Annotated in this window: 12 protein-coding genes; 8 read left to right on the forward strand and 4 right to left on the reverse strand. The window is 66.7% G+C overall.

What is annotated here, in order from left to right:
* Nucleotides 1-5: 5 nt before the first annotated feature.
* On the reverse strand, nucleotides 6-518 hold the full coding sequence (locus UC32_RS08860) for a metallopeptidase family protein (protein WP_045730870.1): 513 nt from the start codon (nucleotides 516-518) through the stop codon (nucleotides 6-8).
* A gap of 119 nt (nucleotides 519-637) precedes the next feature.
* On the opposite strand from UC32_RS08860, the gene UC32_RS08865 reads away from it, so the two are divergent.
* From UC32_RS08865 to UC32_RS08880, 4 genes are all read left to right on the forward strand, one after another.
* A complete protein-coding gene (locus UC32_RS08865) occupies nucleotides 638-1,027 on the forward strand; it encodes a DUF3499 domain-containing protein (protein ID WP_268747945.1) in 390 nt (129 codons plus the stop codon).
* An 80-nt stretch (nucleotides 1,028-1,107) separates the two neighbouring features.
* Nucleotides 1,108-1,344 (forward strand): Trm112 family protein, encoded by a 237-nt coding sequence (locus UC32_RS08870; RefSeq protein WP_045730872.1) that lies wholly within the window; start codon nucleotides 1,108-1,110, stop codon nucleotides 1,342-1,344.
* A gap of 133 nt (nucleotides 1,345-1,477) precedes the next feature.
* Complete coding sequence (gene ahcY / locus UC32_RS08875; protein WP_015936483.1) at nucleotides 1,478-2,956, forward strand: adenosylhomocysteinase; 1,479 nt, start codon at nucleotides 1,478-1,480, stop codon at nucleotides 2,954-2,956.
* A 91-nt stretch (nucleotides 2,957-3,047) separates the two neighbouring features.
* Nucleotides 3,048-4,286: a L,D-transpeptidase gene (locus UC32_RS08880; RefSeq protein ID WP_045730873.1), complete on the forward strand. Its 1,239-nt coding sequence runs from the start codon at nucleotides 3,048-3,050 to the stop codon at nucleotides 4,284-4,286.
* A 2-nt stretch (nucleotides 4,287-4,288) separates the two neighbouring features.
* Here UC32_RS08880 and UC32_RS08885 read toward each other — a convergent pair whose 3' ends face one another.
* Entirely contained in the window at nucleotides 4,289-5,089 is an 801-nt protein-coding gene (locus UC32_RS08885) for an RDD family protein (RefSeq protein WP_045730874.1), read from the reverse strand.
* 72 nt (nucleotides 5,090-5,161) lie between these two features.
* Between UC32_RS08885 and UC32_RS08890 the strand changes: the two genes are divergently transcribed.
* Nucleotides 5,162-6,154, forward strand: coding sequence for a stage II sporulation protein M (locus tag UC32_RS08890; protein ID WP_200896356.1), 993 nt, complete (start codon nucleotides 5,162-5,164; stop codon nucleotides 6,152-6,154).
* 126 nt (nucleotides 6,155-6,280) lie between these two features.
* The gene (locus UC32_RS08895) at nucleotides 6,281-7,522 is read left to right on the forward strand and encodes a TIGR01906 family membrane protein (RefSeq protein WP_045730876.1); all 1,242 of its coding nucleotides are present in this window, start codon (nucleotides 6,281-6,283) and stop codon (nucleotides 7,520-7,522) included.
* Here the strand turns inward: UC32_RS08895 and UC32_RS08900 are convergent.
* Both UC32_RS08900 and UC32_RS08905 read right to left on the reverse strand, forming a co-directional pair.
* Nucleotides 7,513-9,342, reverse strand: a complete 1,830-nt coding sequence (locus tag UC32_RS08900) for an AMP-dependent synthetase/ligase (protein WP_045730877.1) — start codon at nucleotides 9,340-9,342, stop codon at nucleotides 7,513-7,515. The two genes, UC32_RS08895 and UC32_RS08900, sit on opposite strands and share 10 nt — an antisense overlap.
* Nucleotides 9,343-9,409: 67 nt before the next feature.
* Nucleotides 9,410-11,164 carry a dolichyl-phosphate-mannose--protein mannosyltransferase gene (locus UC32_RS08905; RefSeq protein WP_045730878.1) on the reverse strand — a complete coding sequence of 585 codons (1,755 nt, stop codon included), beginning with the start codon at nucleotides 11,162-11,164 and terminating at the stop codon, nucleotides 9,410-9,412.
* A 46-nt stretch (nucleotides 11,165-11,210) separates the two neighbouring features.
* On the opposite strand from UC32_RS08905, the gene rsmI reads away from it, so the two are divergent.
* Both rsmI and UC32_RS08915 read left to right on the forward strand, forming a co-directional pair.
* A complete protein-coding gene (gene rsmI, locus UC32_RS08910; protein WP_045730879.1) occupies nucleotides 11,211-12,086 on the forward strand; it encodes a 16S rRNA (cytidine(1402)-2'-O)-methyltransferase in 876 nt (291 codons plus the stop codon).
* Nucleotides 12,087-12,282: 196 nt separating this feature from the next.
* A complete protein-coding gene (locus tag UC32_RS08915) occupies nucleotides 12,283-13,782 on the forward strand; it encodes an NAD-dependent succinate-semialdehyde dehydrogenase (RefSeq protein WP_045730880.1) in 1,500 nt (499 codons plus the stop codon).
* Nucleotides 13,783-13,825: the final 43 nt, after the last annotated feature.

Raw genomic sequence — 13,825 nt, forward strand, 5'->3', positions numbered from 1 at the left:
GGCATTCAGTAACGGCGCCGGTACACCGGGTCCAGGGTTTCGGGCGCCACACCCAGCATCTCGGCGGTGTGCTCCACGACGACGTCGTGAACCATGTCCTGCAATTCCTCCACGCCGGGGCAGGCCTGTTCCACTACGCGCCTGTAGACGGTGATCAGCGGCCCGTCATCCCCGGCCGCCGGCGTGTAGGCGCCCATGGGTGCGGGCGCGCCGGTGGCGGCCAGCAATTCGAGGTCCGGTGGAATTTCGTCAACGCCGAACCTGACGCCGTCCAGGGTCTTGCCCCAGATATCGTGCAGCCGCTGGGCCGAGTCCAGCACCATGTCATCGAAGCGGTCGCCCCGCGTGCGGTAGCCGGGGTGGGTGGGAAGCATGACTTCCCCGCGCAGGCCACGGCCGTGACGGTTCCGCCGGCGCCGCATGAAGCTCCGGCCGGTTGCGGACGCCCCGGTGGTGGACTCGATACCCGGGTCAGCCAACCGGACCGTCAGGCCTGAATTCTGGTTCGATGACTGCATACATTGACTTTAAACCCGGACCGGGGATTCCGCGACAGATTCGCCCCGCAGCGAAGGCGCGTCCGGGCATGGGCTCCAATGCGGCGTTTTGGCCTGGGCGCAGAGTAGTCTGGGATGTCGTGGGAGCTATCCGTCAGTGTTCAAGATCTGCCTGCCGCCAGTCGGCGGTGGCCACCCTGACGTATGTGTACGCGGACTCCACCGCTGTCCTTGGTCCGCTTGCCACATACGCAGAACCGCATTGCTACGACCTCTGTGAGCAACATGCCGACTCGCTGACGGTTCCCCGTGGCTGGGAGGTCCTGCGACTGGCCATGCCCTCGACTCCACAGCAGCCCGGCCCCGACGATCTCCTCGCCCTGGCCAACGCGGTGCGGGACGCGGCAGCGGCGCCCACCCAGGCGCAGCAGCAACCCTCGCAGCGCAGCCAGCATTCCGCCCTGGAGGCGCCTGCCGGGGCCGAGGGAACCCGAAGGGGACACCTGCGCATCCTGCGCGAGCCGTCCTGAGCCCTTTCTGGCGGTACGCTGGAACCTGCACACCATTTCCGCTACCGGCGCGAGCGCGCCCGCCAGGGAGCCTGAACCATATGCCAAAAATCAGTTCCGAACTGTTGTCTGTCCTGCGTTGTCCCGTAACGGGCTCGCCCCTGGTGCAGGAAGGCGAGGAACTGGTGGCCACGGCCGCGGGGGCTGACGGCGTGAAGCCACGCTACGCGATCGAAGACGGTATCCCCCTCCTCCTGCCCCCGGAACTCCTGGCTGCCGCGACGGCCGCCGGGTCCGACCAGCACGACTCCGACCCCGCCGGGGGCGCAGTCCGCTAAGCCGCCCGGCTCCGGTGCATGACCCTCGGAGCCTTGCCCCTTGCGGACCACGAAACAACTGCCTTTTCCAGGCCCTCCGGAAACGCTGATGCGGCCTGTTCATGATTTTCCCGGACACAGCAAAGGACCATCCATGACCTTCGATTACAAAGTTGCCGACATCTCCCTGGCGGAGGCCGGCAGGCACCAGATCCGCCTGGCCGAGCACGAGATGCCCGGCCTGATGTCGCTCCGCGAGGAATTCGGCGCCAGCCAGCCGCTGAAGGGCGCCCGGATCGCCGGCTCCCTGCACATGACGGTACAGACCGCCGTGCTGATCGAAACCCTCACGGCGCTCGGTGCGGACGTCCGGTGGGCGTCCTGCAACATCTTCTCCACCCAGGACGAGGCCGCGGCAGCCGTCGTCGTGGGCAAGGGCACGGTGGAAGATCCCCAGGGTGTCCCCGTTTTCGCCTGGAAGGGAGAGACGCTTGAGGAATACTGGTGGACCGCCGAGCAGATCCTCACCTGGCCGGGTGCCGAGACAAACCCGGAGCTTGGTCCCAACATGATCCTCGACGACGGCGGCGACGCCACCATGCTGGTGCACAAGGGTGCTGAATTCGAAGCCCTCGGCGCCGTGCCGGCCGCAGCGGACGACGAATCCGAAGAGGGGCGGGTCTTCCTTGAGGTGCTGCGCGCCTCGCTGCAGAAGGACCCGCAGAAGTGGACCCGGGTTGGCTCGCGCCTGCTGGGGGTCACCGAGGAGACTACGACCGGCGTGCACCGCCTCTACCAGCTCGCCGAACAGGGCAAGCTGCTGTTCCCGGCGATCAACGTCAACGACTCGGTCACCAAGAGCAAGTTCGACAACAAGTACGGCATCCGCCACTCGCTCCCCGACGGCATCAACCGCGCCACGGATGTACTGATGGGCGGCAAGGTCGCCGTCGTCTGCGGCTACGGCGACGTCGGCAAGGGCGCCGCGGAGGCGTTCCGCGGCCAGGGCTCGCGCGTGATCGTCACCGAAATCGACCCGATCTGCGCGCTGCAGGCGGCGATGGACGGCTACCAGGTGGCCACGCTGGAGAGCGTCCTGGCAGAAGGCCACATCTTCATCACCACCACCGGCAACAAGGACGTCATCATGGCCGAGCACATGGCCGGGATGCGCGACAAGGCGATTGTGGGCAACATCGGTCACTTCGACAACGAGATCGACATGGCCGGCCTGGCACGGATCCCCGGCATCAAGAAGGTCGAGATCAAGCCGCAGGTCCACGAGTGGGTCCTCGACGAGGGAACGGACGCGGAGAAGTCCATCATCGTCCTGTCCGAAGGCCGTCTGCTGAACCTCGGAAACGCCACCGGGCACCCCTCCTTCGTGATGAGCAACTCCTTCGCCAACCAGACCATCGCGCAGATCGAACTGTTCACCAAGGCCGGCCAGCCGGAAGGCGAACGCGAGTACGAAAAGCAGGTCTACGTGCTGCCGAAGATCCTCGACGAGAAAGTGGCGCGGCTGCACCTGGACGCCCTCGGTGCGCAACTGACCGAGCTGACCAAGGAACAGGCTGCCTACCTGGACATCGACGCCGCCGGCCCGTACAAGCCCGAGCACTACCGGTACTAGAAAGCCGCCGCCAACAAGCCGTTACCAAGAAGTAAGGTGCCCGGGCGCCCTCCGCGCCCGGGCCGTTACTTCCAGCGCCTAGGATCTGATCATGGAGCCTGAAGTCCAGCCCCGCCGTCCCCGGTCCCTCAAGAAGATGCTCATCATCGCCGTGGTGTGCATCCTCGCGGCTGCCGGCGGTGTGTTCGCCGCCGTCGCTCCCGGCCTCGCCGGCGGGGACCTGGAATCGGAAGCCGGATCCGCTACCCGGACGTCTCCCGGCATCGCCTCACCGGTGGTTGCTGCGGTGAAGTCCGAGGCTTCTCCTGCCAACGGCGCCAAGCAGGTCAACCCCGCTGCCCCCGTGTCGTTGAAGGTCAGCAACGGCACCATTGAGCGAGTAGCGCTGACCAGCACCGCCGGCGAAAAGGTGGACGGCAGCATCGACCCTGCCGGCACCGGATGGACCGCCACGGCGCCGCTGAAGTTCAACACCGACTACAGCTACACATTCGTGGTGAAGGACGGCGCGGGACGCGAAACGAGCACCACCCAGCAGTTCAGCACCGTCTCCAGCTCGCACGAGGCTGACGCCGCCGTGTACCCGCTGGACGGCATGAAGGTGGGTGTGGGCCAGCCGCTTCAGATCATCTTCAGCGAACCGGTGCTCAACCGCGACGCCGTAGAGAAGGCCATCAAGATCACCAGCAGCGCCGGGCAGGTGGGGGCCTTCCACTGGTACAGCGACAAGATGGTCCGGTACCGGGCGGAAAACTTCTGGGCCGCGAACTCCACCGTCACCATGGACATGCAGATGTTCGGCGTAGACCTGGGCAACGGCCAGATCGCCAACTTCGACAAAAAAGTCAAGGTCAACATTGGGGATAAGAAAGTAGCCGTGGCTGACGCCACCGCCCACACCTTCACCCTCAGCGTCAACGACCAGCCGGTGAAGACCCTGCCCGTCAGCATGGGCGACAAGCGGTTCCCTTCAGCCCGCGGCTACGGCGTCCTTATGGAGAAGAACAGGTTCGACCACTTCCGCGCGTCCAGCATTGGACTGAAACCCGGCGACCCGGCCTACTACGGTGACGTGGATGTGGAGTACACCATCAGGCTGACGCTCAGCGGGGCCTACATCCACCAGGCGCTTGAATCAGCCTTCCCGTACATCGGCAATACCAACGTCTCGCATGGCTGCATCGGGTTCGCCCCCGACGGCGCCGCCTGGGTCTTTGACAACATGGGCACCGGTGACGTGGTCAACATCATCAATACCGAGGGTGACTACGCCGCCCACGATGACGGGTACGGCGACTGGAACATCCCCTGGGCCGAGTACGACAACTGAGGTCACCTGCCGAAGGGCAGCCGCTGCAGCCGCTCGCCAACCTTCGTGGTCCGCTGGCGCTGCCGGGTCAGCTTGGTGAGTTCCCGGTTCCGTCGCTCGGCTACGACGGCGGCAAGGTAGTCGTCGGGGCCGGTGCCCGGCGGCGGGCCGGGTGCCACATGGGCCGCGAGTTCGGTGGCGATTGACGCGGCCATGCCTGCCCGGGACAGCGGCGCCATCCTGGCCGCCTGCCGGATGAACTGGGACGCCCGGCGTGCGGTGGCATCCGGGATGCGGCCGATATCGGCCGTCCTGGCCCAGGCGTGCAGGCCTGGCGGGATGGAGACCGGGACCGGCCGCTCGGCAGCCACCCGGGTACGGACTGCGTAGGTACCCGCCATCAGGTCGCCCAGCCGCCGCGACTTGTCATTGAAGAGTGCCACGGCAAGAGCCAGGCCGCCGAACGTCAGGTAGACCTCGAGGAAGCCGGCCAGTCCGCGGATCAGGGCGTGCCGGAAGCGGATTGCGCCGCCGTCGTCCCGTACCACCCGGAGGCCTGCGGCCAGTTTGCCCAGGGACAGGCCGCGGCTCAGTGTTTCCAGCCCCACCGGGACAATCACCAGGCAGAAGACCACGCTGCACAGGACCAGCGCGCGCATGGCGGACTCATCCAAGCCTTCACCGGCGGTGGCGAGGCCGATCAGGATAACCACCAGCAGGACCAGGTTGAAGAGGACGTCGAGGAACAGTCCCAAGGCGCGGGCCGCGAAGGAGGCAGGGCGCAGCTCCAGGACCACGGCCTCACCGGTGATGATCGAACCCACGTGCGTATCCGTTTCCCTTAGGCCTATGCTGCAGTCGGTCAAAGTCTAGTGCGGTGCCGCTAGGCTGGTGCCGTGGATATGGACGCCTTCTCCGCCGTCAACGCGGACAAGTGGTCGCGGCTGCACGAGCTTGCCCACAAGGGAAAGCTCAGCGGGCCGGAGGCCGATGAGTTGCTTGCCCTTTACCAGGCAACGTCCGCCCACCTGTCCCTTTTACGTTCGGTAGCTCCGGAAAGCGGCCTGTCCGCATCGCTGTCAGCCACACTGGCGCAGGCACGGACACGGTTCACCGGTGCGCGGTCAAACCCGATGGCAGACCTGGAACGGTTCTTCGTCCTCGCGCTGCCGGCAGCGTTCTATCGCCTGGCGTGGCTGACCGTTGCCTGCGGGGCTGCCTTCCTCGTCATTGGCGCCGCCTACGCAATCTGGATCGGAACGTCGCCCGAGGCCCTGCGGGCCGTGGCGTCCGAGGCTGCAGCCAAGCAGTACGTCGAAGAAGACTTCATTGATTACTACTCGGAGAACCCTGCTGCCTCCTTCGCGGGGGCGGTGTGGACCAACAACGCCTGGATCAGCGCCCAGGCTGTTGCACTGGGCATCACCGGCGTGTGGGTGCCCATCATCCTCTTCACCAATGCCCAAGGCGTCGGTGTGACGGCCGGTATCTTTGCCGCTGCGGGCAAATCGGACGTCTTTTTCAGCTACATCCTTCCGCACGGCCTGATGGAACTCACCGCCGTCTTCATTGCCTGTGCCGCGGGCCTGCGGATCTTCTGGGCCATGGTGTCGCCGGGGCCAAGAACCAGGCTGCGGGCCGTGGCGGAGGAAGGCCGGTCCTTGGTCACCGTGGCGCTGGGGCTGGTCCTGGTGCTCTTCGTGTCCGGCCTCGTGGAAGGCTTCGTCACCCCCAGCCCGCTTCCAGTCTGGGCGAAGATTGCCATCGGCGCCGCCGTGCTGGCCTGCTACTGGACGTACACCCTGGTATGGGGCCGCCGTGCCTACCTGGCGGGGGAGCGGGGCGACCTGCGCCGCGAGGATGCAGGCTACACGGAGATCGCTGCCTGAATCGTTGTAATTGCTCCGGGGTGGTTCCTCGCCCGCGTCAAGGAGCGGGCGGTAGGCTCGACACCAGATGAAGCGCGCCGGCCTATCCCAGCGCGGCGCGGACACCCCAACGGAAGTGACGCTGTTGTGAAAGACGAGACACCGGCCCGCGCCAAAAACGCCCAGCCGCAGCCCGAACCTTTCCTGGATACGTCAGGAGACTCGGATGAGCCCGCCTTCTCCTGGATGGCTGCGGACAGCGGAGACACCGACAAGGACAGCACCTCGCGGGAGCGCCCCGTCAATGATGGCACCGGCAAGGAAACCCCGGCATCGGAGCGCACCGCGGTACACACCGGGGACGGGACCGTCACGGAAGGGGCGGCCGCGCCCCTGGACCAGCAGCCGGACAGCAGGTCCGGCCGCCGCGCCGCGGAGGCTGCCGACGAACCAGCCGCCCAAAAAACCGCAACCGATCGGTCTCCTGCCGCCGGGATGTCCGCCGCAGGATCTTCTGCTGCAGCGCATTCCGCCGCAGCACAGCCTGACAACGGCAAGCTTTCCGGGAAGGGCGACGACGGGACGTTCCGCGAACCTCTCCCCACGTCCTCGCTGTCAGTCCGCCCACCCGAAGAGGAAGTGGCGCGGCGCAACGCCGAGCGTGAGAGCGCGGCCAACGCCAAGCCCGTAGCACCGCGGGTCATGCAGGTCCTCCTTGCCGTCTTCTTCCCGGTGGTCCTGCTGGTGCTCGCCGTCCGAGCGGTCACCAGCCCGTTGTTCCTGTGGATCGAATACAACCGCCCCGGGTTTCCCGGCGACGGCTACGGGTTCAGCACGGACGACAGGATGACCTACGGCTCCTACGCCGTGGATTACCTCAGCAACTGGGCCGGTCCGCGCTATCTCGGGGACCTGGTGCACCGCAGCGGCGACAAACTGTTCAAGGACGGCGAAGTCAGCCACATGGCGGATGTCAAGGCCGTGATCCTTTCCACCTTCGGAGCCGGTACCCTGCTGTTGGTCCTGGGCGTCATTGCTGTCCTGTATTTGCGCAAGCGCAGCACCGGGGGAGTCCGGCGGGGCCTCTTTGCGGGCTCCATTGTCACGCTGGTCCTCATCCTGGGACTGGGCACCCTGGCGTTCCTGGGCTGGCAGCAGTTCTTCACCGAGTTCCACCGGATCTTCTTTGCGGATGGATCCTGGACCTTCAGCCTTGATGACACCCTGATCCGGCTGTTCCCCGGCCAGTTCTGGATGGACGCAGGCATCGTGATCGGGGGCCTGGTGCTCCTCGTGTCGCTGGTGACCCTGATCCTCACCTGGCCCACCCGCCGCCGGCGCGGCGTGGCGCAGGCGGCCGAGGAAACCCCGGAGGCCGCTCAGGCGTAAAGCTTGGCCACCTCGGCGTCGAAATCGCTGAGGACGGCGGACCGCTTCAGTTTCAGCGACGGCGTGAGGTGGCCGGATTCCACCGTGAATTCCGTGTCCAGGAGCGTGAACCGGCGGATGGATTCGGCTTTTGAGACCGAAAGGTTGGCTTGGTCCACCGCTTCCTGGACGGCCGCAAGGACCTCGGCATCGGTGATGGCGGCCTGGCGCTCCAGGGGCTGAAGCCCGCGTTCCGACCTCCAGTCGGCCAGCCCGTCAGGGTCCAGTGTGATCAGCGCGGACACGAACTTTTGGCCATCGCCCACCACTACGGCGTGGCCCACCAGCTGGTGTGCCCTGATGGTGTCTTCGAGGGGCCCGGGGGCGACGTTCTTTCCGCCGGCAGTGACCAGGATGTCTTTCTTCCGGCCCGTGACTGTCAGGAAGCCGTCGGGGTCCAGCACGCCGAGGTCGCCGGTGCGGAAGAAACCATCCACGAACGCCTCGGCATTAGCCTGCGGATTGTTGTGGTAGCCCTTGAAGACGCCAATGCCTTTGACCAGGATTTCACCGTCCTGGGCCACCCGGATGGTGGTGCCCGGAATCGGGATGCCGACGGACCCGACGCGCGTCCTGGTGGGGGTGTTCGCTGTGCAGGGCGCGGTGGTTTCGGTCAGGCCGTACCCTTCCAGCACCGGGATCCCGGCGCCGCGGAAGAAATGTGCGTCCTCCAGCGAAAGGTGGCTCGCTCCGGACACGGTGTAACCCACCTGGCCGCCCAACGCCTGCCGCAGCCGGGGATAGAGCAGCCGGTCGAAAAGTCCGTGCCGGACCCGCAGGACGAACCCGGGCCCAGGCCCCTCGCCGCGGCTTTGCCGGTCCTGTTCGGTGGAGTAGGAGATCGCCGCCGCCGCGGCCGCCTGGAAGAGCCGGCTCTTTCCGGCCAGTGCCGCCTTGTGGGCGGCGGTGGCCCTGACCTTTTCGAAGATCCGGGGGACCACCAGCAGGAAGGTAGGCCGGAACGTTCCCAGGTCCTCCAACAGCTGCGCGGCGCCGGGAGTGTGTCCCAGGGTGGCCCCTGCGGCGAGGCAGACCACCTGCACCGCCCGGGCCAGGACGTGGGCCAGCGGCAGGAACATCAGGGTCCGGGATTGGTCCTGGACCAGGAGCTCCGGCAGGAAGGCCACGATGTTCCGGGCCACCAGCGCGAAGTTGCCGTGGGTGATCTCGCAGCCTTTGGGGCTGCCCGTGGTGCCCGAGGTGTAGACCAGGGACGCGACGTCGTCGAGCCCAGCCGTGCTCCGCTGCCGTTCGAGTTCGGCGTCGCTGACGCCCGCGCCCGCAGCCGCAACGCTGGCGAGGTGCGGTGCTTCGCCGTCGTAATCCATGCGTATGACGTGGACCAAACGGTCCCGGAGCGTAGCCGAGCCGGCCACCACGCCGCTGACAAGTTCAGCCGTGGCCTGGTCCTGGACAAAGACGCGGCGCGCTCCGGCATCGCGGAGGATCCAGTCCACCTGGCTGGCTGAAGACGTTTCGTAGATGGGTACGGTCACTCCGCCGGCGAACCAGATGGCGAAATCCACCAGGGTCCACTCGTAGGAGGTGGCCGACATGACGGCGACAGTGTCGCCCGGCTCGAGACCGCCGGCGATCAGCCCCTTGGCCAGGGCGCTGACGTCCTGCAGGAACTTCCCGGCCGGTACATCCACCCACCCGTTGGGCCCTTTGCGCCGGTATAGCGCATGGGCAGGGTTGGCGGCGTGCCGTTCCAGCAAAAGGTCGGTCACGTTGCTGGCGGCGTCCAGCCCGACCAACAGTTCAGTGCTTGCTTCTCTCACAACAGGTCTCCGTTCCGCAGCCAAGCCGCGGCAGCGGCGGTCCATTGGGGTCTGATGCCATCCTGCCCTAGATCCACGACGGCATCCACATGCGGACCTTCCACGCGTCGTAGGGGATGACCTCCGCCGCCCATATGGGGTAGAAGAAGGCCGACAGCATGATGGCTGCCGCCACGAACAGGGCCACGAGGTACAGCCCCGAGCGGCGCCGCCACGGCGGATCGGATGCCCTGCCGAGGACGAGGCCCAGGCAGTAGGCAAGGGCCAGTACCAGGAACGGCTCGAAGGACACAGCGTAGAAATAGAACATGGTCCGGTCCGGGTACATGAACCACGGCAGGTATCCCGCGGCCACGCCGGCCAGTATGGCGCCGGCGCGCCAGTCACGCCTGCCTGCCCACCAGAACAGCAGGATCACCAGGGAGATGGCCGCAGCCCACCAGATCAGTGGGTTGCCCACGGACAGGATGGCCGAGGTGCACTTGTCGACGTCGCAGCCGGGGGTGCCCTGCTGGGGGGATTCATAGAAGAACGACGTCGGCCGGCCCAGTACCAGCCAGCTCCAGGCGCTTGCCTCGTACGGGTGCTCGGAACTCAGGCCCTGATGGAAGGTGTACGCCTCCTGGTGGTAGTGGGCGAGCGACCGCACAGCGTCCGGCAACCAGCCCCACGTTGCGGAGGGGTTGTTTTCTGCCCAGTGGCGGAAGTAGCCATTGTCGGACCGGAACCAGCCAATCCATGTCAGCGAATACACGGCGGCTGCCACAGGGACAGTGCTGACGAAAGCGGGAAGGCCGTCCTTGATGATTCCGCCGCTGACCCAGCCCCGGATGCCCGCCACCCGCCGCGCATTCAGGTCCCAGAAGACGGTGAGCAGGCCGAAACCCGCCAGGAAGAACAGACCGGACCACTTGGTACCGACCGCCAGTCCAAGACACACACCGGCCGTGATCCGCCACCAGCGGACGCCAAGCCACGGGCCGGACAGCAGTTCTGCCATCGGCGGACGCCCGCCATTGCGTGCCGCGGCAGCGGCCAGCCGGGCTGCGAGCCTCCGCCGGCCATCGTCACGGTCCATCAGGAGCGCCCCGAAAGCCGCCAGGACCCAGAACATCAGGAAGATGTCCAGCAATGAGGTGCGGGACATGACCAGGTGATGGCCGTCCACCGCCAGGAGCAAGCCTGCGGCTCCAGCCAGTGGAAGGGACCTGAAGAGCTTGAGCGCGATGAGCGAGACCAGCAGGACCGACAGGGTACCGGTCAGGGCCGCCGCGAAGCGCCAGCCGAAGGGATTGTCCGAGCCGAAAAGCGCCATACCCGCGGCGATCATCCACTTGCCCACCGGCGGATGGACCACGTATTCGGGCGAGTTCAGCAGGACAGCCGGGTTGCCGGCGTTGAAGGAATCGTTCGCCTTGTCCGGCCAGCTGCGCTCATAGCCGCTGATGAGGTAGGAGTAGGCATCCTTGACGTAGTAGGTCTCGTCGAAGACCAGCTTGTGCGGGGCGTCCAGGCGGACGAAGCGGAGGATGCCCGCCACCACCGCCGTGAAGACGGGCACCAGGACGAACCAGATCCGCAGGGAGGGCGGGTACTCCCGCCATGACCGGGCGTTGCCCAGCAGGCGCTCGCGGAGTCCGTCGGGGCTGAAGGCTTCCTCCGGCCGGACCACCCACGGCCTGTACCTGCCGCGCCCCAACCGGCGCGGACCCTGCTCCGCAACCTCGGAATGGATGCCTGCAGACGCCGCGGGAGCGGGTTGTCCGGCTCCGGATTCTCCGGCTCCCGGCCGCCGCGTCGAGGTCTGCGTCACGAGCCCCATGCTACCTTTTGCGGCTGGCAGTCCTTCCCAGCAGTAGGCTGGTGGCGTGGATTCTTCCCCCAACACCTCTCCCGCCGCCAGCCCTGCGACTCCCGGCCGCATTGTCCTTGCCGCCACGCCCATCGGAAATGTCGGCGATGCCTCCGCCCGCCTGGTTGAGCTCCTTGGGACAGCGGACATTGTTGCCGCGGAGGATACCCGTCGCCTGCACCGCCTGGTCCAGAGCCTCGGAGTCACTGTGGCCGGAAGGATCATCAGCTACCACGAACACAACGAAGCGACCCGGACCGCGGAACTCCTCGACCAGGTCAGGACGGGCAGCACCCTGGTGATGGTGACCGACGCGGGGATGCCGTCTGTTTCCGATCCTGGTTTCCGGCTTGTGAAGGGCGCCGTTGCCGCCGGATTGACGGTCACCGCCGTCCCCGGCCCGTCCGCCGTCCTGACTGCCTTGGCGCTGTCCGGCCTGCCGACCGACAGGTTCTGCTTTGAGGGGTTCCTGCCGCGGAAAGCCGGTGAACGCGCCGGCCGGCTGGCAGACCTCGCCGGTGAGCGCCGGACCATGGTGTTTTTCGAGGCGCCGCACCGGCTTGAGGCCATGCTCCGCGCGCTGCGTGAGCGTTTCGGCCCGGACCGGCCCGTCGCCGTTTGCCGTGAGCTGACCAAGACATATGAGGAAGTGATTCGGGGCTCCCTCGACGAGCTCCTGCACTGGGCCGAAAGCAACGAGGTCCGCGGGGAGATTGCCGTAGTCCTCGGTGGCGCGCCGGAGCAGGCCGCCGGTACGCCGGAGGACCACGTGGCGGCGGTGAACGAACTGGTGGCCCAGGGCATCAGGCTCAAGGAAGCCGTGGCCGCGGTTGCGGAGGACGTCAGGGTCAGCAAACGCGAGCTGTATTCGGCCGTCCTTGCCGCCCGCTGAGGGCACCCTTGAACCCGTCCGGACAATGGCTGGAAATTGCTGTGCAGCTGCACAGTAAACCCGTGATTGGGCAGTGCGCCGGAGCGTAGACCCTCCTCCGTGCCCGCAGTAGTGTGACAGTTAATCGGCCTCCGACGCTCCGCCGCTACGGCAGGACACCCACGGCCGCCACAACCCTACTGACGAGGGAGTCATCGTGACTGTTACTGCACAGACTGCTGTTACCGCCGACCGTGAAAGCCGGCTTCTGGCCTCCGTTCCCACCGGTTTGCTGATCAATGGCGAGTGGCGTGACGCCGCTTCCGGCAAGACGTTCGACGTCGAGGACCCAGCCACCGGCAAGGTGCTGCTGAGCATTGCCGACGCCCGCGCCGAGGATGGTGCCGCGGCCCTGGACGCCGCGGTGGCTGCGCAGGAATCCTGGGCAAAGGTTCCGCCGCGGGAGCGTGGGGAGATCCTGCGCCGGGCTTTCGAGCTTGTGACTGAGCGCGCCGAGGACTTCGCGCTGCTGATGACCATGGAGATGGGCAAGCCCTTGGCCGAGGCCCGCGGCGAGGTCACCTACGGTGCAGAGTTCCTGCGCTGGTTCTCCGAGGAAGCTGTCCGCGCGTTCGGCCGCTACTCTGTGGCCCCGGACGGCAAATCTCGGCTGCTGGTAACCAAGAAGCCCGTTGGCCCGTGCCTGCTGATCACGCCCTGGAACTTCCCGCTGGCCATGGCCACCCGCAAGATCGCACCGGCCGTTGCCGCCGGTTGCACCATGGTCCTGAAATCGGCCAACCTGACGCCGCTGACGTCGCAGCTGTTCGCAGCCGTGATGCAGGAAGCCGGGCTGCCCGCCGGTGTCCTGAACGTCATTCCGACCTCCACCGCCGGTGCCACCACCGGTCCGCTGATCAAGGATGCCCGGCTGCGGAAGCTTTCCTTCACCGGGTCCACCGAAGTGGGCCGCCGGCTGCTTTCCGATGCGTCGGAAACCGTGCTGCGGACCTCGATGGAGCTCGGCGGCAATGCCCCGTTCGTCGTCTTCGAGGATGCCGACCTGGACGCGGCCGTCGCCGGTGCAATGCTGGCCAAACTGCGCAACATGGGCGAGGCCTGCACCGCTGCCAACCGGTTCATCGTGCACGAATCCGTTGCCACTGAATTCGCGGAGAAGTTCGCCGCGAAGATGAAGGAGATGACCACGGCCCGGGGCACCGAGCCCGAGTCCAAGGTGGGCCCGCTGATCGATGCCAAGAGCCGGGACAAGGTTCACGAACTGGTTTCCGACGCCGTTGCCTCCGGCGCTAAGGCGGTCCTGGGCGGCGCGCCGGTAGACGGCCCGGGCTACTTCTACCAGCCCACCATCCTCGCCGGCGTCACCGAGGGCACCCGGATCCTGTCGGAAGAGATCTTCGGCCCGGTGGCCCCCATTATCACGTTCTCCAGTGAGGACGACGCTGTGCGCCTGGCCAACAACACCGAATATGGCCTGGTGGCGTACGTCTTCACCAAGGACCTCAACCGGGGCATCCGGATGGGTGAACGCCTCGAAACCGGCATGCTCGGCCTGAACGCCGGCGTGATTTCCAACGCCGCGGCACCGTTTGGGGGCGTCAAGCAGTCCGGGCTGGGCCGCGAAGGCGGGCTCGAAGGCATCGAGGAGTACCTTTACACCCAGTACATCGGAATCGCCGACCCCTACGCTGGCTGATCTCCAACTCCGGCAGGAGGGCCGGCGAACGCGGCGGGATCGC

Origin of the sequence: Pseudarthrobacter chlorophenolicus, assembly GCF_000962805.1 — a bacterium.
GTDB lineage: Bacteria > Actinomycetota > Actinomycetes > Actinomycetales > Micrococcaceae > Arthrobacter > Arthrobacter chlorophenolicus_A.

What these genes read in the sequence shown, in the direction of transcription:
- UC32_RS08860 (WP_045730870.1), bottom strand. Translation starts at nt 518, where the DNA reads ATGCAGTCATCGAACCAGAATTCAGGCCTGACGGTCCGGTTGGCTGAC.
- UC32_RS08870 (WP_045730872.1), top strand. Translation starts at nt 1,108, where the DNA reads ATGCCAAAAATCAGTTCCGAACTGTTGTCTGTCCTGCGTTGTCCCGTA.
- ahcY (WP_015936483.1), top strand. Translation starts at nt 1,478, where the DNA reads ATGACCTTCGATTACAAAGTTGCCGACATCTCCCTGGCGGAGGCCGGC.
- UC32_RS08880 (WP_045730873.1), top strand. Translation starts at nt 3,048, where the DNA reads ATGGAGCCTGAAGTCCAGCCCCGCCGTCCCCGGTCCCTCAAGAAGATG.
- UC32_RS08905 (WP_045730878.1), bottom strand. Translation starts at nt 11,164, where the DNA reads ATGGGGCTCGTGACGCAGACCTCGACGCGGCGGCCGGGAGCCGGAGAA.